Origin of the sequence: Bradyrhizobium sp. (assembly GCF_036735945.1) — a bacterium.
Lineage (GTDB): Bacteria > Pseudomonadota > Alphaproteobacteria > Rhizobiales > Xanthobacteraceae > Bradyrhizobium.
In genome coordinates, this window is record NZ_DAINNI010000082.1 from 1 (window position 1) to 21,079 (window position 21,079).

Annotated in this window: 21 protein-coding genes and 2 pseudogenes; 9 read left to right on the forward strand and 14 right to left on the reverse strand. The window is 63.4% G+C overall.

Going from position 1 to position 21,079, the window contains the following annotated elements:
* From V7E26_RS21430 to V7E26_RS21440, 3 genes are all read right to left on the reverse strand, one after another.
* Positions 1 to 1,511, reverse strand: a 1,511-nt coding sequence (locus tag V7E26_RS21430) for a xanthine dehydrogenase family protein molybdopterin-binding subunit (protein ID WP_324419935.1), incomplete at its 3' end; no start/stop codon positions are given.
* Between the two features lie 154 nt (positions 1,512 to 1,665).
* The gene (locus tag V7E26_RS21435; RefSeq protein ID WP_324419937.1) at positions 1,666 to 2,766 is read right to left on the reverse strand and encodes a S1C family serine protease; all 1,101 of its coding nucleotides are present in this window, start codon (positions 2,764 to 2,766) and stop codon (positions 1,666 to 1,668) included.
* Between the two features lie 141 nt (positions 2,767 to 2,907).
* Positions 2,908 to 3,783, reverse strand: coding sequence for a dihydrodipicolinate synthase family protein (locus V7E26_RS21440; protein WP_324419939.1), 876 nt, complete (start codon positions 3,781 to 3,783; stop codon positions 2,908 to 2,910).
* Between V7E26_RS21440 and V7E26_RS21445 the strand changes: the two genes are divergently transcribed.
* Positions 3,769 to 3,966, forward strand: coding sequence for a hypothetical protein (locus V7E26_RS21445; RefSeq protein ID WP_324419941.1), 198 nt, complete (start codon positions 3,769 to 3,771; stop codon positions 3,964 to 3,966). The two genes, V7E26_RS21440 and V7E26_RS21445, sit on opposite strands and share 15 nt — an antisense overlap.
* 105 nt (positions 3,967 to 4,071) lie before the next feature.
* Positions 4,072 to 6,183, forward strand: a complete 2,112-nt coding sequence (locus V7E26_RS21450) for a hypothetical protein (protein ID WP_324419943.1) — start codon at positions 4,072 to 4,074, stop codon at positions 6,181 to 6,183.
* On the opposite strand, the gene V7E26_RS21455 is transcribed toward V7E26_RS21450, so the two are convergent.
* On the reverse strand, positions 6,180 to 6,314 hold the full coding sequence (locus V7E26_RS21455; protein ID WP_324419945.1) for a hypothetical protein: 135 nt from the start codon (positions 6,312 to 6,314) through the stop codon (positions 6,180 to 6,182). The two genes, V7E26_RS21450 and V7E26_RS21455, sit on opposite strands and share 4 nt — an antisense overlap.
* A 241-nt stretch (positions 6,315 to 6,555) precedes the next feature.
* Here V7E26_RS21455 and V7E26_RS21460 point away from each other — a divergent pair, with 241 nt between their 5' ends.
* Entirely contained in the window at positions 6,556 to 8,301 is a 1,746-nt protein-coding gene (locus V7E26_RS21460) for a hypothetical protein (protein WP_324419947.1), read from the forward strand.
* Positions 8,302 to 8,343: 42 nt separating this feature from the next.
* Positions 8,344 to 8,757 carry a hypothetical protein gene (locus tag V7E26_RS21465; protein WP_324419950.1) on the forward strand — a complete coding sequence of 138 codons (414 nt, stop codon included), beginning with the start codon at positions 8,344 to 8,346 and terminating at the stop codon, positions 8,755 to 8,757.
* A gap of 18 nt (positions 8,758 to 8,775) precedes the next feature.
* Here the strand turns inward: V7E26_RS21465 and V7E26_RS21470 are convergent, their stop codons facing one another.
* Both V7E26_RS21470 and V7E26_RS21475 read right to left on the reverse strand, forming a co-directional pair.
* Complete coding sequence (locus V7E26_RS21470) at positions 8,776 to 10,884, reverse strand: BTAD domain-containing putative transcriptional regulator (RefSeq protein WP_324419952.1); 2,109 nt, start codon at positions 10,882 to 10,884, stop codon at positions 8,776 to 8,778.
* A gap of 40 nt (positions 10,885 to 10,924) precedes the next feature.
* Positions 10,925 to 12,265 carry a YcaO-like family protein gene (locus tag V7E26_RS21475; protein WP_324419954.1) on the reverse strand — a complete coding sequence of 447 codons (1,341 nt, stop codon included), beginning with the start codon at positions 12,263 to 12,265 and terminating at the stop codon, positions 10,925 to 10,927.
* Positions 12,266 to 12,424: 159 nt separating this feature from the next.
* Here V7E26_RS21475 and V7E26_RS21480 point away from each other — a divergent pair, with 159 nt between their 5' ends.
* Positions 12,425 to 12,910, forward strand: coding sequence for a hypothetical protein (locus tag V7E26_RS21480; protein ID WP_324419956.1), 486 nt, complete (start codon positions 12,425 to 12,427; stop codon positions 12,908 to 12,910).
* A 2-nt stretch (positions 12,911 to 12,912) separates the two neighbouring features.
* Here V7E26_RS21480 and V7E26_RS21485 read toward each other — a convergent pair whose 3' ends face one another.
* The 5 genes from V7E26_RS21485 to V7E26_RS21505 all read right to left on the reverse strand — a co-directional run bounded on the left by V7E26_RS21485 (position 12,913) and on the right by V7E26_RS21505 (position 16,904).
* Positions 12,913 to 13,362 (reverse strand): helix-turn-helix domain-containing protein, encoded by a 450-nt coding sequence (locus V7E26_RS21485; RefSeq protein ID WP_324419958.1) that lies wholly within the window; start codon positions 13,360 to 13,362, stop codon positions 12,913 to 12,915.
* Between the two features lie 59 nt (positions 13,363 to 13,421).
* On the reverse strand, positions 13,422 to 13,778 hold the full coding sequence (locus V7E26_RS21490) for a hypothetical protein (protein WP_324419960.1): 357 nt from the start codon (positions 13,776 to 13,778) through the stop codon (positions 13,422 to 13,424).
* A gap of 241 nt (positions 13,779 to 14,019) precedes the next feature.
* Positions 14,020 to 15,660 (reverse strand): phosphoglucomutase (alpha-D-glucose-1,6-bisphosphate-dependent), encoded by a 1,641-nt coding sequence (pgm, locus tag V7E26_RS21495; RefSeq protein ID WP_324419962.1) that lies wholly within the window; start codon positions 15,658 to 15,660, stop codon positions 14,020 to 14,022.
* An 89-nt stretch (positions 15,661 to 15,749) separates the two neighbouring features.
* The gene (locus V7E26_RS21500) at positions 15,750 to 16,004 is read right to left on the reverse strand and encodes a DUF3551 domain-containing protein (protein WP_324419964.1); all 255 of its coding nucleotides are present in this window, start codon (positions 16,002 to 16,004) and stop codon (positions 15,750 to 15,752) included.
* Between the two features lie 78 nt (positions 16,005 to 16,082).
* The gene (locus V7E26_RS21505; RefSeq protein ID WP_324419966.1) at positions 16,083 to 16,904 is read right to left on the reverse strand and encodes a dienelactone hydrolase family protein; all 822 of its coding nucleotides are present in this window, start codon (positions 16,902 to 16,904) and stop codon (positions 16,083 to 16,085) included.
* A gap of 101 nt (positions 16,905 to 17,005) precedes the next feature.
* Here V7E26_RS21505 and V7E26_RS21510 point away from each other — a divergent pair, with 101 nt between their 5' ends.
* On the forward strand, positions 17,006 to 17,935 hold the full coding sequence (locus V7E26_RS21510; protein WP_324419968.1) for a GlxA family transcriptional regulator: 930 nt from the start codon (positions 17,006 to 17,008) through the stop codon (positions 17,933 to 17,935).
* 12 nt (positions 17,936 to 17,947) lie between these two features.
* On the opposite strand, the gene V7E26_RS21515 is transcribed toward V7E26_RS21510, so the two are convergent.
* On the reverse strand, positions 17,948 to 18,511 hold the full coding sequence (locus V7E26_RS21515) for an aldehyde dehydrogenase family protein (RefSeq protein WP_324419979.1): 564 nt from the start codon (positions 18,509 to 18,511) through the stop codon (positions 17,948 to 17,950).
* Positions 18,512 to 18,693: 182 nt separating this feature from the next.
* Positions 18,694 to 19,205, reverse strand: a pseudogene (locus tag V7E26_RS21520) (DUF6282 family protein); the annotation flags it as partial.
* Between the two features lie 108 nt (positions 19,206 to 19,313).
* Between V7E26_RS21520 and V7E26_RS21525 the strand changes: the two are divergent.
* Positions 19,314 to 19,718 (forward strand): hypothetical protein, encoded by a 405-nt coding sequence (locus V7E26_RS21525; RefSeq protein WP_324419973.1) that lies wholly within the window; start codon positions 19,314 to 19,316, stop codon positions 19,716 to 19,718.
* Here V7E26_RS21525 and V7E26_RS21530 read toward each other — a convergent pair.
* Positions 19,707 to 20,099: an aldolase/citrate lyase family protein gene (locus V7E26_RS21530; protein ID WP_324419975.1), complete on the reverse strand. Its 393-nt coding sequence runs from the start codon at positions 20,097 to 20,099 to the stop codon at positions 19,707 to 19,709. The genes V7E26_RS21525 and V7E26_RS21530 overlap by 12 nt on opposite strands.
* A gap of 432 nt (positions 20,100 to 20,531) precedes the next feature.
* On the opposite strand from V7E26_RS21530, the gene V7E26_RS21535 reads away from it, so the two are divergent.
* Both V7E26_RS21535 and V7E26_RS21540 read left to right on the forward strand, forming a co-directional pair.
* Positions 20,532 to 20,723 (forward strand): hypothetical protein, encoded by a 192-nt coding sequence (locus tag V7E26_RS21535; protein WP_324419977.1) that lies wholly within the window; start codon positions 20,532 to 20,534, stop codon positions 20,721 to 20,723.
* A 94-nt stretch (positions 20,724 to 20,817) separates the two neighbouring features.
* A pseudogene (locus V7E26_RS21540) lies at positions 20,818 to 21,079 on the forward strand (phenylacetic acid degradation protein); the annotation flags it as partial.

Sequence of the window (21,079 nt, forward strand, 5' to 3'; positions counted from 1 at the left end):
CCCTGCCCCATCGCCATGGTGCCGGAATGCAGGATGACGCGGCCTTCCGCCGTCGCATGCAGGCTGACCTTTTCGTTGTGCGCGCGCCCGCCGGTCCATTCGATGTAGCTGGTGAGGCCGCGCCCGTAGAGCAGGCCCTTCTTCTTCGCCGCCTTCTTGCGCGCGGCAAAGCCGTCCCAGTCCGCAAGCTCGGTCGCCCGCGACAGCATGTGGGCGAACGCGCCCGAGTCGTACACCTGCCCGACGGCGTTGGTGTAGGGCAGTTGCGCCGGCTTGATGTAGTTCACCTTGCGGATGGTGCGCGGGTCCATGCCGATCTGGCGCGCCGCGGCATCCATCAGACGCTCGACGATGAACACCGCTTCCGGCCGCCCGGCGCCGCGATAGGCGCCGACCGGCGCGGTGTTGGTCATCACCGACTTCACCTCGAAATGCACCAGCGGCAGATCGTAGACGCCGGTCTGCACGAACGGGCCGAGCACCAGCGGAATGATGTTGGCCGTTCCCGAGGAGTATGCGCCGGTGCCGCCGACCGAGCGCACGCGATAGGCCAGCACGCGGCCCCTGGCGTCGAGCGCGAATTCGCCGGTCGAGGTGAGATCGCGGCCATGGGTGCCGCCGACAAATTCATCGGTGCGGTCGCCGCGCCAGCGGACCTTCCTGTTCAGCCTGGTCGCGGCATAGGCGACGATGCCGTCTTCGGGATACAGGCTGGTCTTCTGGCCGAAGCCGCCGCCGATATCGCCGACCAGCACGCGGACGCTGTCCTTCGGCCGCTTCAGAATGGATTCGGCGAGCAGGTCGCGGGTCGAACCGGGGGTTTGCGACTGCACATGCAGGATCAGGCGTCCTGTCTTCTTTTCGATCTCGGCAATGGTCGAGCGCGGCTCCATCGCCGACGGCACCAGCCGCTGGCTGACCAGATCGAGCGAGACCGTGTGGGCCGCGGATGCAAAGGCTTCCTCGACCTTGGCGGCGTCGCCATAGCTCATGGCCGCCACCACGTTGTCCGGCGCCTCCGGCCACACCAGCGGCGCGCCTGATTTGATCGCTTCCAGCGGATCGACCACCGAAGGCAATACCTCGTACTCGACGGCGATGGCTTCGGCCGCGGTCTGTGCCTGCGCCCGCGACGCTGCGACCACGGCGGCCACCGCCTCGCCGGCATAGCGCACCACCTCGTGCGCCAGCAGCCGCCGCGGCGGCACTGTCATCGCCGCGCCGTCCGGTCGCTTGAAGATCGCGAGCGTCGGCAGCGTGCCGATATCGTCCCTGATCAGGTCGGCGCCGGTATAGATCGCCTGCACGCCGGGCATCCCGGCCGCGGCTTCGGTATCGACCGAGACGATCCTGGCGTGGGCATGGGGCGAGCGCAGCAGATAGAGCCACAGCGCGCCCTCTTCTGCCTTGTCGTCGATGAACTGTCCCTTCCCGGTGAGCAGCCTCTGGTCTTCCAAACGCTTGACCGGCTGGCCCGCACCGAAACGCATATTGCCGGGAAGAATATTCATCAGTCTGTCCTTGGAAAGCTTCTTGTCGGATCGGGCGGGGTTTTAGCGGTTTTTACGCGGGAGGCAACCCATTCAACTCATTGCAATAAATGCGCCAGCGGAGCGATGCGGCCCACCGCGGATGGGTGTCATTCGATGGTCGAAATTCGGGCTGTCAGCTACGGCCGACGTCGACGATATCGATGTTGATCTCGCGCGTCTGCGACCCCCGTTTGAGGCCGATGCGGATGCTCTTGCCGGTGCCGATCTGCTCGATCTGGTCGGTCAGGTCGGAGAGCCGGTGCACCGGCTTGCCATCGGCCTGGACAATGACGTCGCCGAGCGCACCCGAGTTGAAATCGACGCCGCGGATGCCGGCGCGTTCGGCCGGGCTGCCGGGGGCGGTGCGCACGATGATCACGCCTTCGACGCCCAGCCTGGTCGAGACGGCCTCGCTGGCAGCGACAATGCCGATCCCGGGCGTCGGCACGCGCCCCTTCCCGATCAGCTCAGGGACCACGCGATTGACGATGTCGACAGGGATCGCAAACCCGATGCCGGCACTGGTGCCTGAAGGCGAAAGAATCGCCGTGTTGACGCCGATCAGACGTCCCGCCGAGTCCAGCAGCGGCCCGCCCGAATTGCCGGGATTGATCGCGGTATCGGTCTGGATCACGTTGGCGATCTCGCGGCCGCTGCTGGTCGGCAGCCGGCGCTTCAGCGCGCTGATGATGCCGCTGGTCAGCGACTGATCCAGCCCGAACGGGTTGCCGATGGCAAAGGCGAATTGACCGACCTTGAGCTCGCTCGAGCTGCCGAGCCCCACCGGCGGCGGCAGCTTGCGCGGGCTCCTGATCCGCAACACCGCGAGGTCATAGTTGGGCGCGACGCCGATGATCTCGGCCTGCGCCACCTCGCCCGAGGCAAAACGAACGGCAACTTCGCTGCTGTTCTGCACGACGTGATTATTGGTGACCACGTGACCGTCATTATCCCAGACAAAACCCGTGCCCGAAGCTGCGCCCGCGCCGGCTTCGCCACCCTCGTCCTCGGCCAGCGGATTGGCGGTACCGGAGCGCGCGACGACCTGCACCACCGACGGGGACACCCGCTCGAACAGCTCGATATTGGCGCGCTCGGCGTCCGACAGCGGGCCGCGCTGGTCGACGGTGCGGGCCGAAGTATTGGTCCAGGGGCTGTAGCGGATGTTGGAGAGCGTCAACGCCGCCAGCACGGCTGCGACGACGGCGAGAGAAAGCGCAAAGCGGCGGCTCATCGATCACTCCCCTGGCAAACCCGGCGACATGCCAAGCATATATGACGAGCAAACCGGACTTTCAGCCGTGTGGAACTGCGTAAGCAACGCTCCAGCCGGCCGGAGGTTTCCCGCCGCTCCGAGTATGTGACAGACTTTAGCCTATCCGAGATCCCGCAGCGCGGCCTCGACGACCTTGCGCTGCTCGGCGGTCAGCGGCGCCTGCGGCGGCACGGGGTCGCCGACCGCATAGCCCTGGATCTCGAGCCCGGCCTTGATGCAGGCGGCGAGGTTGAAGCGCGCAAAGGCCTCGTTGATGCGCCACAGCCTGCGCTGCAGCGCCATGGCCTCGTCCCAGCGCTTGGCCCTGCAGAGATTATACAGTTCGACGCTCTGTCGCGGGATGATGCAGGCAGGGCCGGCCATCCAGCCCAGTCCGCCGATCAGCATCACCGCCGCCGGAACGTGGGCGGAGGCCGAGAAGACCTTGATGGCGTCGCCGCAGCGGTTCATGATCGACAGCAGCCGGCCGGTGTTGGTGGAGGCGTCCTTGATGTAGCCGATGCGCGGATGGGTCGCGAGACGCGCGATCACGTCGAGCGTCAGGTCGGACCGCTGGAACTGTGGATTGGTGTAGATCACGACCGGAATGTCGACGGCGTCGGCGATGGCGCGGAAATACGATTCGATCTGCGCATCGGCAACCGGAAAATAGGCTTCCATGATCGCGAGAATGCCGTCGGCGCCGCGCTTCTGATAGTCCCTCGCCTGCGCCACCGCGTCCGCCGTCGACGTCGACGCAACGCCGGCAATCACCGGCACGCGGCCGTTCGCGGCCTCGATCGTGGCCTGCACCACGGTGGCGCGCTGCGCCTGGTTGAGATAGGCGAACTCGCCGGTCGACCCCAGCGGCGTCAGCCCATGCACGCCTTGTTTGATCAGGTCGTCGCATAACCGTCCCAGAACGTCGGCGCGAATCTCGCCGGAAGCATCGATCGGCGACACCAGATAGGGAAAGACGCCGTGGAAGTCGGACATTCAGAATCACCTTGCAACATCACCCTGCAAAACCACCCAGGCGGCCGCTGGAAGTCGTCATGCAAGACGGTTATGGAATTGTTTGCAAGCCTCGAGAAAGCCAAATTCGAACCGGCGGCGCAACTTCCCGCCGACGTAGAGCATGTTGCTATTTACTATTCAGGGAATGCCAACCTAAAATGACGCTGGTTGCCGAGAGGGCCACCGGCTTTGCTCGCGAGAATTTTTTGCCGTCGTCATCCATTTCTTTCAGCGCGCCCGATTGTTGATCGTTCCGCAGGGATAATCATGGAACTGTTGCGCTTCGTCCTTCGCAAGGCATGGCTGGCAATTCTCTTCCTGCTTGGCGTGGTGATCCGTCTTCCACGCCTGCTCCTCAAATCATTCCTCGTATTCGTCAGCATTCTCCTCACCGCCGCCTTGGCGATCTTCCTCATCCAGGCCTTGTGGGTTTCGCCCCGAGACATTGCGTACCGCTATGTGTCGCCGGATGCGACAAACCCTCCCAATGCCTGCGCCTGGCAGCAGAACAATCCGACGACGCTGGCTGACTTCGCCAACAGCGAGGACAGGGCACAACGCGCGGGCAAGGGCCAGGCCGGGCTGGAATGCATGCTCCAGTATCACGTCGTGCCATCGCTCCCGAACGATACCTGGTACAGAAGCGACCGACCGATCGGGCCGATCGGCTACCATCTGGCGTTCCTGGAATTTCAGGAATCGGGCCGGCTCGCCGAGAAAGGCATCGACGGCTCGGTGCTGCCGCGTTCGCAGTTGCAGGTCCTGGAGGATCATCTCGCCAGGCAAAAGAACAACTACGTCCTCGTATTCATTCACGGCTGGCGCCACGACGCGCGCATCGGCGACGACAACGTCGCCAACGCCAGGGTCTATGCGGCCCATGCCGCCAGCGCGCTGGACTACCGCTGCAAGACGACGGGCAAGGATTGCGACTATACCGTCACCGCCGTCTATGTCGGCTGGCGCGGCGCCCGGGTGGATGAGCGCGCAATCGAAGCCTTCGCAGATCGCAGGCTGGGCTTCCTTGGACGAAAGGTTTCGGGTTTCTTCAAGTTTGCCTTCGGCGACATTCCCGCCGCCCTGACCCTGTTCGACCGCAAACCGATCAGCGAAAGAATAGCCCCGTCGGTCGTCGCGTCGCTACGGCATGTCGACCGGCTCTTGAAGCAACGCAATACCGACCCATCGAAAGCCGATCGCATGATCGTCATCGGGCATAGCCTGGGCGGCAACATTCTCGCGACCGGGCTGAACTCTGCGATGATCGAGCAGATCAGATTGCACAGGCCCGGGGAGCTTCTGCAGTCACCGCTGGGAAATCTGGTGATTATGCTCAATCCCGCGGCGGAGGCGTGGAAGTGGACCTCCCTCCAGCGCGAGATGCGGCTACGAGTCCGGTTCCCCGAAAATCTCGCCGACAGGAATCAGGGACCCGGCGACGAAAAGGTATTCTTTCCGCTCAATCAGCCTCCGGTATTCATATCGATCACGTCGGCGTTCTCATGGCCTGCCGCGGCGCTGACGCAACTCGAATTGAAGAAATTGCAGGGCCGCGATCCTGAAATCGAGGAGATGAAATCGCTGGCGCAGTACGACGCTGCGACACACGACGCCTTTCCTTTCTTCAAGGGCAACTTCCAGCCTTTGTCGGAGACCCTCGATCGCCTCGCGAACTGGTTTCCGGTGAGCAAGCCGGGTCAAGGGACGATCTTTCCCGACAAGGGCGTGTGCGGAACGTGGAAGCCCCTGGCCAACACCTGTCAAACCGTTGTGGTTGGCTCGCTGCGGTTTGCCGCGGCCGTGGTCAGGAACGTGCCGTTCACCAATTCCGCCACGGACGACACTTTGACCATCGGGCATCTGAACCCCGTGCGTCCTCCCTACAGCACCTACACCAGCGGCGCCTGGCAATCGCCGCTGCCCTTTGGGACGACGAGCGAACTGATCGTCAACAACAACATCGGCCATCCGACGCTCTACACCAATGCCGGCTCGGCCTACCTATCCGAATGCGCCATGGTCGATCACTGGCTGTGGAAGGCGCGGCATAATCCCGACATGGGCACCTATACCGGATGGGACAGCGGCTATTCTCACGTCAATCCTGCGACGTACAACGTCACGCCGGACAGAATCGCGCCGAACGTCACCCCTACCCGCCCGCGATCGAACGCCGTCGATGGCCATCTCGAGATTCAATTCCGGCAATATCTGTTGAAGAGCGGGACGCGATCGATCGTCACGCTGAGCGATCCGATGTGGAATATCCGGGCATATGACACGACACTGGCATTTCACGGCGGCTACGTATCGTATCCGCTGATCTGCGCACTCAATCAACTCGTGATGGACGACATCGCATCGGAGCCGAAGAACTAGCCGGCCCTGGATGCGCAGACGATGCGCGCCCCTCCGCGAGAGGAGGCCTTCAGCTTGCCCGGCGTCGCATCGAAGGTGAACACCGGCTCGGCTCGCGCGGCTCCCGATGCGACAATCAGCACCGCGAGCATCATGCCGATATAGCGCGCCAGAGATGCCGCTCAATCAGCTTCACACGTGCTCCTGTCCCAGCCGCCGCGACGAAATGGCACATCATACCGTTGCGTCGCCAATCGTGAAACAGGCGTGAGCGGCCCGCAGAAAGACCCAAAGATGTCCACAGATGTCCACAGGTTCTAACGATTTAACTCACGATTATTTCACGAGTTTCTTCCCAATCTCGCCGCATTGACCAAACGCGAGAGCAAGTTGATGGGTGTGCAGAAGGTCGCCGACGCATCCGCTTTCCGAGCTTCAGAACTCGATGCGCGCGGCTCCATCCCGGTAACGACGACGCCCGGCTTTCGTCACTTTCTCGGCACGCCAACGCCATCGCAACGCTTTCGCGCCTTCGGTATCGATCCGCTCGTTTCTTCCTCAGGTCATGCACAGCTTCGCGGGTTGATGCATCGCCTGTCGCGGCGAATGGATGCCTTCATCAAATGGCCGCCGCACCAGGATGCATCGGCGGAGCAGTGGGAAAATCCCTTCATCCCCTCGGGCTACACCTATCTGCTGCAGTTCATCGCCCATGACCTGGTGCACTCGGCGATTCCGCTTTCGGTGGCGGGAGGGCTCGGCCGCGGAACGAACAACGCCCGCCGCATGCCGCTTCGGCTGGAGACGCTATACGGCAGCGGTCCGGTCGGATCGCCGCACATCTATGCGCTCGACGCGCCGAACGACGACCGCCGCACCAAGCTGCGGCTTGGGCGCATGCGCTGGAAGGAGTCCGAGCCGGCGACCGGTTGCCCGTTCCGCGACATCGCGCGGGCCAAGGCAGAGAACGTGACAGGGATCGATCGCAGTATCGCAGGCGTGCGGGTTGCCCTTACCGAAGCCCTGGTCGCCGACCCGCGCAATGACGATCACGCCGTGATGTCGCAACTCACCGCGCTGTTCGCGCTGCTGCACAACGCCCTGATCGACCTGATACGCCGGCAGGAACGCGATAGCGGGCGGAACAGCCAGTTCGGCGCCGCCTATCAGCGCTTCCTGTGCGCCCGCGAGGCAGTAACGCTGATCTATCACAACATTCTCCGCAACGATCTGATGCGGCGGGTCATTCACCCGGCGATCTACGCGGCCTATCGCGGGCCGGCTCCGCGCTTCATCGATCGGCCCGATGACGCCAGCCAGACTCTTGCGATCGGCGACTGGGAAATTCCTTTCGAGTTCTCGCACGGCGCGTTTCGCTTCGGTCACGCCATGGTGCGCCACGAATATTGCATCAACGACCTGTCGATCCAGGACCTCAACAGCACGCTCGAAAAGACCTCCGCCAACGATCCGGTCAACATGCCGCTCGACGAAACCTGGATGGTGCAGTGGTCGCGCTTCTTCGAGATCAACGAAACCACGCCGAACTTCAGCCGACGCATCGGACCATATCTCAGCGACGGGCTGGGCAATGACCAGATTTTCCCGGCATTCGACGAGACGGAGCGGGTAGGCCTGCTGTATCGCGACCTGCTCGGCGCCAGTCTGGCCGGCATGTGGTCGGTGGACGCCTTGATCGAAGAGATCGGCAGCAGGCGCCCGGATCTCATCGCCACGTCGCGCCTGCTCGCAGATCGCGCCTACCGTGTCGAGCAGCTTCGCGAATGGCTTGTCTCGGGGCATGCCTACGGCGCGCTGACCACGGAGGACATCGAAACCCTCTCGAATGATGCTCCGCTGCCGTTCTTCGTCCTGTTCGAAGCGATGCATGACATGCAGGGTCTGAAGCTCGGGCTGCTCGGCTCGATCATCGTATCGGAAGTGATCTTCGGCGCGCTCGCAGGAGATCCGCGCTCATCCGGCGGCGGCGCACTCGCAGGCCAGCTTGCCGATTTATCTCGCGAATACTATCCGGCGAATTTTTTCCAGGAAATTCCCGACATCTCGAGCATGGCGCAACTGGTGAAATTCACGACCGAAATTGCCGAACTACAGCAGGCCGTACCTGCATTTTTGTGAAGCGGAATTTTTCCGTCTCACCCAACCCGGAGGAGCAAGAGCATGCAGCGCATCGAAAGGCTACAGGTGACCAACCATGAGCGTTGGGGCAAGCTGGTGAAGACCTGGGCGACCGGCACCAACTACCTCGACGACGACAACGTCTACCCGCTGCCGGAAACGATGGAAGAGTTCAAGGAGCAACTCGCCAAGGCGCAGGTATTCGCCACGGTGCCGGATCGCTTCAAGAACATCAAGTTCGTGAAGCAGGAACAGGACACGATCCTGGTGAAGTTGCCGCCGAAGGTGATGATCGAGGATTCCGAGATGGCGCTCAACCAGCCCGGAGCCACCTATCCGCTGCCGCCGTTCTACAAGCGCCTGTTCAACGGCATGGACCCGGTGATCCCGGAGAGCGACAAGTTCAAGGTGCATGCCGAACGTATCGGCGACTACACCATCAGCGCCTGCGCCTGAAATCGGCGAGCGACCCGTTCACCAGGACAGTGGTGCAATGCCTTCGACCGGGAACCCGGCGCCGCGCAAGCTGCGGCGCAGGGTTTCCCATCGCGTCTTGACGTTGATGGGGTGCGCCTGCAGCAGCCAGCGTGTGATGGCCACGTCGGTCGGGGCCTCCGCCCCAACCCAAAACGAGCGGATGCCGTTCAGAAATCGCTGCGCTTCCTCGCGCGCTGACTCGGCGTGCCCCAGTTCGAACAGCGCGGCCGCACGCCAGGCCGGCAGCGTCTGAATGACGCTGGAGGCGCGGTCACAGGCCTCCAGGGCGCCCGCATAGTCACCGCACAGGAATTGAATGATGCAGTGATAGCCCCATTCGAGGCGTGAGGGCGCCAGCGAAAGGGCAAGCGATTGGCTGGCGCGTAGCTGAGCCTGTTCGATCGAGCCGCAGAACGCGCAATAGTGAGCGCTTGACAGCAACGTCCACGGATCGTTGTCGTTCAACTCGCACGCGAGGTCCATGTGCGACGCCGCCTCGGCCTCGCGCAACGCAAACGTATAGGACCAGCCGCAACACAGATGCGCCCTGGAATCGACCGGATCGAGTTCGACGGCGATTTTCGCCAGTTCAAGGGTCGCCTTCGCCTTGTCGAGATTGCGAAGGATCCCGGGATGCACGAGATGCTCGATGTTGTTCATCTGCACAAGGCTGCTGTAAAACGGCGAGAACGCAGGATTTTCCCGGATCGAGTCGCGAAAGATCACGACCGCCCGCTGCCAGCTTTCCTGGTCGAACCTGGCGATGAGATTCTGGCCGCGCAGCCAGCGGTCGTGCAGATCGAGCGAAACGTCGGGCTCGCCGGCCAACCGCATCAGCCGCTCGGTCGACAATTGCACGTTCAGGGAAGTCGCGATCCGGCGGATGATGCGCTGCTGGGTTTCGAACCAGTTGCCGAGGCCAAGGCGGAAGCTTTCGCTCCAGACATAGATGCCGGTGGTGTCGTCCCGCAGCACCATGACGATGTTGATTTCGGCGCCCGCCTGGTAGGCGGTGGTTTCGATGCAGTATTGCGGCGCCATACCGGAAGCGGGAAGCACGAGGGCCGCGGGCGGACGATCGACCACGCTCCACTCGCGGAAGCGCACGAGACAGGCGGCGAGATGCTGGGAGAATCCCTGCACCAGATGGCTGTGGTCCTCGTCAACGCCGTGCATCGCAAAGGGCAGCAGCACCAGGCGCGTCTTGGCAGGCGGACTGGCCGCGGGCGTGATCGGGCCGACCGGCTGCAGGGTGGTCTCCCGGATCATCCTGACGGCAAACTCGTCGTTGGCAGCGGAAGCGGCTCGATCGGCCGGCGCGCGCTCCAGAACGCCGAGCTTGATGTTGGCGACGAGTTCTTCGGTAGCCGCTGACGGCTCCATGGCATAGTCGCGATCGAGAAGATCCCACAGCGCCTTGTAGAGCCGCAACGCGCCGGCGGTGTCCCCCTCTTCGGCATGCGCCCGCATCAGATAGCGGCAGGCATATTCATGGGTCGGATCGAGGTTGACGATCGCCGCCGCGATCCGTTTCTTGGCTTCGGCTGCGAGGCTCGCCGACGTCAGGCCCTCGTCGAGGTTTCGCATCAGCCGTTCATGGATGGTCTGGCGCTTGGCCAGCACCCAGACCCGGAACGATGGGTCGAGATCGTCCATTCCTTCGAGCAGCCGCCCATCGAGCTGCGGCGTATCGAGCAGCAGCGGATGGACGCGCCCGCCCTCGGCAAGGTGAATGACGCTTTCGATATCGACTTCGATGCGCTCGATGTCGAGGCCGATCATGAGCCGTTCCGCGACGAAGCCGTCATATCCGGCCTCTTCCAGCAACGAGCGCAATTCGCGCACCACCTGCCGCAGCGAGGCACGCGCCTTTTCCTCGTCCGAACGGCTCCAGAGCAGGCCGACCAGCCGCTCGCGGCTTTCCTGCTTCGCTTCCGATAAGGCAAGGTAGCTCAAGACAGCACCGGCCTTACGGGTTCGCAATTCGATCGGCCGGCCGTTGAAGCGTATGCCGAGCCGCCCGACCAGCGATACGGACAGGCGCGGCGCGCTTTCGGGCGCTTCCGCAGCCTTGTCTGTTGTGATGACGTTTGCGCTGACCGGCATCGCGACGGCTTCCGGAACCGATTGGATGTTTCCTTCCAGTCTATAGCAAAGAGATACCTCCGGTATAGGTTGCGCCGCCGCCGGTTCGGCCGATAGTGTCCTGCAGCCTGGGGGTAACGATCTCCGACGGCTCGATTTGCAGGCCCGGCGCGATGACGCGGACCACCGGAACAGCGAAGCGCTCGCGGGTGAGATCGATGCGGAACGTATCGATCTCCAATTGTTTCAAACGCTCAGCGATCACTTCGAATATGATACGCGCTTCAGTTGCGTGGAAACGCAGATGATCCGCGTATTCCGAGATGGGATGCAGCAGCTTGCACGCATCGGAATCGATCGCCGCGCGCTGCAAGTGGGCGCGATCCTGCGCATTGAGCGCATCGTCGCCGCGCTCGCTGCGCTTGGCTGCAACGACGACATCGGCGAGTTCGATCTGGCACAGCTCCATGATCGCGGAGTGAACGGCCGCTTCCAGCGTCGGCCGCGCGACGAGGCCGACGGCAAGGCCGGCGCCGTCCGCCCGGCAGGATACCGCGGCGACGCTGGGCACGCCGATATCCGTCGTGATGTCGAGTAGCCAGGTTCGCCGCGCGGCCGATGCGCCCTTCCGAAGCCTGTGCAGCAGCGCTTCCGCGACACCGACCGCTGCATGCTGCGGCGGAATCGATCGCGCCGGCTGGCCGCCCCGCCACCACAGGCTGGCTGCGTCGCGTTCGATCAATTCCAGCAGGCCATGCAGCGCTGCGGCGTCCCGTGACGGAGCGGCGGCCGACCCGATGCTCAAGGGATATGGCGGCACGAAGTCTCGCTGCGCCGGCGGACGGCGCAGACAGATATCTGCCGGAAGCCACGCCTCGCCGCCATCCGCCAACCGCGTTGCGCGACACCAGGAGAGCGCTCGCTCCGGTTGAATACAGCGCTCCGACAGACGGGCCACCAACTCCAACGCCTGGGGTCCGAGTTCTTCACGCAAGTCATCGACGCCGAGTTGGAGCAGCAGGTCGCTCGCCGTCTGCAATTGAGAGAGGTATTCGATTCCCTCGCCGATACAGCCCTGAAATGCCTGCTGCAACGTAAGTCCAACGCCGGAAACGCCGACGATTGGACTTCCGTGATGCAGGGGATCGGCAATCGCCGGATCGAATTGCGCACCAAAACTGATCAAGCCGGGCGCATCGGGCGCGGCCAATTCAAAGACACGCGCAAAGCGAGAGGCTGCAATCAGCAATTGTGCGCGATTCGTTGTCTCGGGATCGATCCGATTGCCGGACTCCAGGCCATATTCCAGCGCTTGCAACACATTTCTGGCTTCGTGATCGCTATCCACATCCAATGCGTTGCCAAGAAGCAACGATGCGGCGCGCGCAAACAATTCCTGCATCGAATTTACGGTACCGCTCACGGTGACCTCACGACTTCACGCGCAGAGTCAACAGCGAGAGGCCAGCCCGCCCTCGCCCTGGAGGAACTTATGCTCGCGAAAGCTTTCGTCATAGCCATGGCAGGAGATATTGCCCGATCGGATTATGCCAAGCCAACGATGATTCGCAGCCGAGGCCGTGAGTGGCTGATCGCCTGCCGCTGGGGTCCGGATGGCGAATATCTCTCGATTGCGACGGCGGGCCCGATCACGGAGCCACTCGCAGTGATTGCACCGCAGTCTATTGCGCCGATCCATAGTCTGGTCGGCGTGCTGGTTTCCGAATCGGAAAAGCAATCCACCAGCACGTTCCTGCTGGTGCGTCAGCTACCCGGCGCGATCGAACTCGCGGGCACGTTTTTTCCGGCCGACGGATACGTGCTGCTGCAGGACCATGGCGATATTCACCTGGTCTGCAAGGCCCGCTACTCGCATAGCTGCGGCTGGCTCGACGGCAAGGAGATCCGCAAGGACATTCCCGATCCGGCGCCCTATTCGGCCGAAGCCATGTCATGGCATATCGAAGCGACACGCCGCGACTGGATCGGCGAATTCATTCCTGGCGCCAGGCCGCCGGAGCGGGTTGTGATGCGCGCGGCCGGTTGAAGCTATCCCTGGAACGGAGACCTTCTCCGCTCGCTCGGTTCGGCGGGGTCGAGCCGCGCGACCCTGGCCTTCACTCCGGGAGTTCGATCGGCCATGCTTTCGACGAGCTTGGCGAGGCAAAGCCGCACGCGCGGATCGGTCGTTCGCGCATAGGCCTTGAGCAGGCGCAAGGCGCCCGGCTCCGTGAGCAGTCGCATTGGTGAACTCAGGCCGGAAGATCCGGCCTCGGAGGATTCGAACAATTCGCCAATCGAAACGTCCAGCGCGGATGCAATGCGCGACAATCGGCCGGCGCCGACCCGGCTGATGCCTCGCTCGTATTTCTGCAACTGTTGAGAATTAATCCCGATCCGCTCCGCCAGCACGGCTTGCTTCATGCCGCGCCCGATCCGAAGCACGCGAATCCTGGCGCCCACCATCTGATCGAGTGGGTCGGACTTTCTCATCGCCATGGGCAGGCTCCCAACATTGAATTGAGAGACCTTAGCACAACCTCAGGGAGAATAGACCGCTAATTTGCGATCACAGGAAGCGTTCGTACCCGCTGCTCGGCATTCGCATGCTCGATGGTCAGCCGTCCCTTCACATCGATCGCCGCCTTCATGGCCTGGGGGTGACCGGTTTCGAGAAAATGCTGCAGAACGTCGCGGCTCTCATCGGAAAGCGCGAATAGCCCGCGCATCAATTCGAAGAAGCCCGGTTCTTCCGCGACATAGAGCAGTTCACGCAGTTCCGCGCCGGTGTACTGCGCCAGCGCCGTCAAAAGCCATTCGGTTTGGTCATTCGGGTCGCTCTCCGGTACGCGATTCAAATAGTAAACGACCGATTCCGCACTCATTTCATCCCCCGGTACCTTGATAGCTGACAAGCCCCCCGCTCCCGGGTGGTATTCTGGCAGCTAACTTCCCGTGCCTAACACTGCGGGCCCCTTCGTGAATTCAGCGTGATCGCGCTAACAGGTGGCATCCAGAATTCGATTCCGGAAGTTCTCCGTTGGTCGCAAGCGTGCCGAATTGATGCAATCGGGTGCAGTCAGGCGCAAAATTTACTCCAGCGCCGGCTGGAACGAGCCGCCCTTGCTGCGAATCAGGCCAGTTCCACCCGAAGCATCAGAAGGCCTTCGCGATGGCGCGTTGGGCGTCCTGCTGAATTGCCTTTAGATGATTCTGGTCCCGAAAGCTCTCCGCATAGATCTTGTAGACATCTTCCGTGCCCGACGGCCGCGCGGCAAACCATCCGGACTGGGTCTCGACCTTGATGCCGCCAAAGGATTGATCGTTGCCCGGGGCGCGGGTCCGAATCGCGGTGACGGCGTCGCCGGCAAGCTGCCGCAGGTCGAGTTGCTCCGGCCCCAGCGCCTTCAGCGCGTTCTTCTGCCTGGGCGTCGCGGGCACGTCGATCCGCTCGTAGAAGGGCACCCCAAGTTCCTCCGTCAGCGCGGCAAACAATTGGCTCGGATCGCGGCCGGTACGTCCGAGGATTTCGGCGGCGAGCAACCCCATCGCCATGCCGTCCTTGTCCGTCGTCCACACCGTACCATCGCGCTTGAGGAACGAGGCGCCGGCGCTCTCCTCGCCCGCAAAACCGAAACCGCCGCTGCCGAGACCTTCGACGAACCATTTGAAGCCGACCGGGGTTTCGACCAGCTTGCGGTTCAGCTTCCCTGCGACACGGTCGATGATCGAACTGGAGACGATGGTCTTGCCGATCGCGGCGCCGCGGCCCCATTGCGGCCGGTGCTCGAACAGATAGGCGATCGCCGCAGCCAGAAAATGGTTCGGGTTCATCAGGCCACCGGTGCGCGTCACGATGCCGTGGCGGTCGGCATCGGTATCGTTGGCAAAGGCGACGTCGAAGCTGTCGCGCATCTGGATCAGGCCTGCCATCGCAAAGGGCGAGGAACAATCCATCCGGATCTTGCCGTCCCAGTCCGCCGTCATGAAGCGGAAGGTCGGATCGACCGTCTCGTTCACGATCGTCGCATTGATTCCGTAGTGCTCGATCAGCGGCGCCCAGTAGCGGACGGCGGCGCCGCCGAGCGGATCGATGCCGATCTTGACGCCGGCCGACTTGATCAGCGCCAGGTCCACGGCATTGCCGATGTCGGCGACGTAGGGATGGATATAGTCGTGCAGATGCGTCGAGGGCGCCTTGCGGGCGCGCTCGTACCGCATCCGCGCGACACCCTTCATGCCGGCCTCGATATAGGCGTTGGCGGCCTTCTCAACCTTGCCCGTCACGTCGGTGTCGGCCGGGCCGCCATGCGGCGGATTGTATTTGTAGCCGCCATCCTCGGGCGGGTTATGTGACGGCGTGATGACGACGCCGTCGGCGAGCCCGCCGGTGCGTCCCTTGTTGTAGCTGAGGATCGCATGCGAGATGACGGGCGTCGGCGTGTAGCCGCCGCGCTCATCGATCATGATGTCGACGCCATTGGCGGCAAACACCTCCACCGCACTCGCCAGCGCCGGCTCGGCGAGCGCATGGGTATCGATGCCGATGAACAGCGGGCCGTTGAGCCCGCTCTCGCGGCGGTGATCGCAGATTGCCTGCGTCGTCGCCAGAATATGATTTTCGTTGAACGAGTTTCTGAGTGACGTCCCACGATGGCCCGAGGTGCCGAAGGCGACGCGCTGGGTGGGATCAGAAGGGTCCGGCTTTCCGGCAAAATAGGCCGTGACGAGCCGCGGTACATTAACAAGGGAGGCGGGATCGACCGGCTTGCCGGCCGCGGGATTGGAAGCAGTCACATGACCTCACGAAATCGATAGTCTCGCCGGATTATACGTGGAAGCGATGAACTGGGCAAAACCGGCACCGCGCCTGGATGCAGCCGCCACTAGTAAATGCGGCGTTGCCGAGGCGAATTCCTGCCGCCATGCATGAAGAAGGGATTGGTCAGGCACTGCGCCGAGAGGCCCGATGCTGATGCCGCGCACAGCGCCAGTGACGTAAAGCTGCAGCCGAGAGAGCCGCCGCCCGTCCCATAGACCCGCAGGCAGACCGGAAAGTTCGGATCATAGGCCTGGGCCCGTGCCGGCGCGGCCAGGGACACCGTCGCAATCGTCGGAAATGTGCAGGCAAATATGCGCACGGGGGGCTCCTTTTCTAAGGAGCCTACCACACTCGGCCCGCCGGCTGGACCCAATCCCGTTCAAGATTTGTCGCCCTGCTATGACGACAAAAGCCTCTGCCTGAAGAACGCCAGGATCTCGTCGCGTGCCGCGATCGTCGGCTGGCCGGCCTGGTCGATCAGGTGCGCGGTGACGACGCTGTGCGGCGTCGTGACGTGGCGGGCGAAGAACGGCGCAAGATCGGTATTCGCCGCGCTGTCCGGCAGCACCCGGGCAATGAAGCGGTCACCGAGCGCTTCCGCATAGGCCGCGAAGCGCTGCGCCATGCAGAACCTGTCGCCTTCGAAACGGTAGGCCATCACAGTCAGATCATCGCGTTCGAGCCGCGCGCGAACCGCCCTGACTTCTTCCGGCGCGATTTCAATGCCGGCCGGATCGTTCAGCGGCAACGACGGCTGCGAGAGCACCGGCGCCAGCATCGATGGCTCGAGCATCATGGTCAGCGCGAAATTTCCGGTAAAACACATTCCGATCGCGCCGACGCCGGGACCGCCGCATTCGCCATGCGCCAGTCGCGCCAGCGAGCGGAGCCATATCGCTACGGGACTTGATTGGTTCGCGGACAAGGCGCGAAATTCGGCGCTGACGCAGGCGCGCTGAAAGATCGCGGCGCCCTCCTCCGCATCCGGAACGGCGCCGTCGCGGCCGAACAGCGACGGCATGTAGACGGTGAAGCCGGCGTCGCGAACCCAGCGGGCGAACCGCGCGACGTGCGGGCTGATGCCCGGCATCTCCGTCATCACGATCACGGCGGGCCCTGCGCCGGCGACGTAGACCACCTTGGCAATGCCGTCGATCACGACGTCGCGGCGCGTGAAATCCTCGAGCGGATCATCCTGCGTCATCGACCGTTGCGGCATCGGCGCGCTTCCTTGCAAAGCCAGCATCTTCTCCGGCATCGTTGCGATTTGACGGGCGACCGGCTAGTGTCAAAAATGACATTTATCGAGTGTTTTTTGACATGACCAAAGTCGCGGTGATCGAGATCGAGGGATGCATGGCTTCGAGCGCCGCGATCACCCATGACGTGTTGGCGACCGCCAACCGGATCGGCGCCGCGACGCGGGCTCCGCCGTTCAAGGTCACCACGGTGCGCTGCGGATCGCGCCGCGGCGATGTCGATCTGCGCGGCGTCGAACTCGTCATCGTTCCGGGCCTCGGCACGCCGACGGCGGATGAACTGGAGCGCAAGTTGAAGAGTTCGGCCTGCCGGCGCGCGGGCGACATGATTGCCCGCACGTACGGCCGCGGCGCCGCACTGGCCGCATCCTGCGCAAGCACCTTCGTGCTCGCGGAGGCAGGCCTGCTCGACGGAAGGCGCGCGACCACGACGTGGTGGTTCGCTCCGCTGTTCCGACAACGCTATCCCGCCGTCGAACTGGCAGCGAAACAGATCGTGGTAGCCGACTGGCCGATCGCGACTGGCGGCGCCGCCATGGCGCAGATGGACCTCATGCTGGCGATCGTCGGCCGGTTCGCCGGACCGGGATTGGCGCAGGCCTGCGCCAACTATCTGCTGCTCGAGGAGCGGCGCTCGCAGGCGCCGTTCATGGCGATCTCCTACCTCGCCGGGCAGGATGAAAGGATTGGCAAGGCCGAGCGATGGGTACGCGACAACATCGCGCGCGACTTCGCGATCGAGGAACTCGCGGCAGCCGTCGCGCTGGCACCGCGGACATTTGCAAGGCGGATGGCGGCGACCTGCGGCGTCTCGCCGATACAGTTCGTGCAGCGGATCCGCCTGGAAACCGCGCGCTTCCTGCTGGAGACGACGCGCCTGCCGGTCGATGAGATCGCGCGGCGGGTCGGATATGCGGAGCCTTCGACGCTGCGCCGGCTGATCCGGCGCGACACCAAACACGCGCCCGGACATTTCCGTCCCGCGGCCTGAACGCGAGGGACGTCAGCCCACGATCGCCTTCACCTCCAGATATTCTTCAAAGCCGAACACCCCGAACTCGCGCCCGTTGCCCGACTGCTTGTAGCCGCCAAACGGCAGGCTGCGGTCGAACGGTGCGCCGTTGAGGTAGACGCGCCCGGCGCGGATGCGGTTGGCGACCTTGCGGGCGCGGACCGCATCCCCGGACTGCACGAAGCCCGCCAGACCGAACGGCGTGTCATTGGCGATATCGACCGCATCGTCCTCGGTGTCGTAACCGATGATCGACAGCACGGGGCCGAAAATCTCCTCGCGCGCGATCTTCATCTGCGGCGTCACATGGCCGAAGACGGTCGGGCGCACGTAATATCCACGGTTGAGGTCGGCCGGCCGCCCAGGACCGCCGGCGCCGCTTGTCGCGGGCTTTGCGCTTTTCCGTGCTAGGCGGCGTTCTGCGCCGCCATCGCTGGAAGATTCAGGAACCGCGCCGCGTTGTCGCTGATGAGTTTTCCGATCGACGCGCGCGGCATTTGCAGATCGAGCAGTATCTGCGTGATGCTGCGGAAGCCATCGACCGGCCGCTGCGATCCCTGCAGCCCGAGGTCGGACGACAGGATCGTGTTGTCGACGCCAGCCACCTCGATCAGATGAGCAAGATCATCTGGACCGTACTTCAACGACTTGCCTTCGATGAACATGCAGATCGGGTGTTCCATCTTGACGCCGCGCGCGACGAGCTGGCGAATATCGGTGTCGTTGCAGCCGACGATATAGGTCGGATGGTTGACCATCATCTTCTTGACGCCGCGCCGCGCCGCCTCGTCGAACAGGATGTGCACTCGCTGGCCGGCAAATGGCCGCCGGCCAGGATGATGTCTGCCTCGGCGATGAGATCGATGACCTTTTTGGTGTCATCCGTGAGCTTGCCGTTGGCGTCGAGCGCAGCAAGCGGGATCGGATCCAGCATCTTTTGGGCGGTCTTCGGAAAGGTCGAGTTTCCGGCTGCCATCGCCTTGATGTGGTTTGCCGCCGACAGCGTCGGCATCCACACGATCTTGCCGCCGAGCTTGATGGTGTGATCGACAGCATGCGGGTTGATGCCGCCGGATGCATTGTTCAGCACGAGACCTGAGAACGGCTTTACATTTGTCTCGGGGAACAGCTTCTCCAGCAGGATCGCATGCGGCATTCCGGCATAGAAATGATCCTTGAACAGCACGGCACGGAATTTTGCGTCCGCCGCATCGAGCAATTCCTCGTGGTGATCGAGAATGCGCGGCATCGCCGCCGGTCCGCTATGGCAATGCAGATCGATTGCGCCAACCAGGAGCTCGGCGACTTCAGCCGCGCTCAACGGCGGCGGAATGACGGCGATCGAGGGCGATCCGCAATGTTCGTGATCGTCATTGCGTCACTCGGCCATGTCGGTCGTCCACGGCCAGCGAAGATGATGGATGAAAGCGCCGGCCAGCGCCAGCGAGCACTGCTCGAAATCGTCATGATGATGCGGCGACATCTTGGTCGTATCGCGGGGGCCGTTGCGCGGCTCCAGGAAGTTCACCATGAAGGTCGAGCAGCGAAAGATCCGCCCGAACCTTCCAGGCGTTGCCGCGATGTCGAGGCTGTAGGTGCGGATCTTCTGATCACCTGGTGCCTCCGGCCACGGCTCGAACGGCGGCAGGTTGGGATGCGGCCGTTGACGACCTTGCGCTCGTTGCCCCAGACGATCTCCGCGCCCGCGCCGGGTGCTCCGACCGGCGTCGCGGCAAGCGCGGCGCGGGGATCACTGGTGTGATACGTGGTGGCCATCCGTGGTTTGAACGAGATTCCTGAAATCGATGAGGGTCTGCGCCGCGGCCCGGCGCATCTGGCCCTGGTCCGACGAGATGATGAAGGCGCTGGCGCCGAGCTCGGCGGAATCCCTGGCTTCCGTCGCGCTTGCGACCATCACGCAGACCGGCTTGGCGGCTTTCTTAGCCGCCGCAATGATCCGCGCGACCGCATCCTTGACGGATGCATCCGCCGACGATTTCGCGCCAAGCGCGACGGTGAGGTCGCCGCGGCCGATGAAGAAGCCGTGGATGCCGTCAACGGCGGCGATGGCGTCGATCTGGTCCAGCGCTTCCGGGTCCTCGATCATCGCAATCGCGCAGACCGACTGCCGAGATCCGGCCATCCCACACCGCCACGTCGCCGACGGCGTCCATCCCGCTTGCCGGGTCCACCACCCGTCCCCCGCTGATCACCAAGCCGCCCATGACGCCCCTTCCGCACGCAAGAACCCCGTTCCGTCCCCTACCGCAATAGAGGCAGATTTTCCGACCGGCCACCACCTCCGCCGACGCTGACGCATCATGCCAGGAAAGGGGCAGGCGGGAACGAACTGTAGCGCGGTTGCCACATTCATGAGTTGAATGTTGCTGTGTTCGCGGCGCTACAGACTCTGCGGCAAACATGGGCAAGTCTGCCTGCGGGGGCGACCAGAGCGGCGCGGTCGTTGCGGACTCGTCGAGGGCCATGGGGCGTAGCCTCTACGAGTCCGCGCGCTCGGTTTTTCGAGCATACGTCATCATTTTATCAGCTTGCTGGGGAGCGGAGGGACTGGATCATGCGCAAACGTTCCGCCATGGAACTCCCTGCAAACGACGACGTCATCAAGGCCTATCACGAGCTGAAGAGATTGCGCGAAGACGTTGAACGTATTGAAAGATCATCGACGTTGCCTGCAGATGCGCCCAAGGGTGACGATGACGAGGAATTCTACGATCCTAGATCGAGCGAATCGTCGCGATCCCAGTAGGGGCAGATATTCGGACCGCCGATGTTTCCGGCGCTGGCGGCGCCGCATCCGTGTGGCTGGACACTTCGTCCCGTGGGCGTGCTAAACCATCGCCATGTCGGAGATCACAACCTACGACGGCCAGCCGCTGCCGTTCGAGCAACTCGCAAAGGCGATCGCGGAACGCCGCTCGCTCTATGGCCGCGCCAGCGGCCTTCGCATCGATCGTGCCGGGCGCGGCGAGGCGTGGTCCAGCCTGCCCTACCAATCCGTCTTTGCCGGCGACACGGAGTCCGGCGTGATCCATGGCGGCGTGGTCACGGCCATGCTGGACGAAAGCTGCGGCATGGCGGTGCAGCTCGCGCTCGACGGCAGCC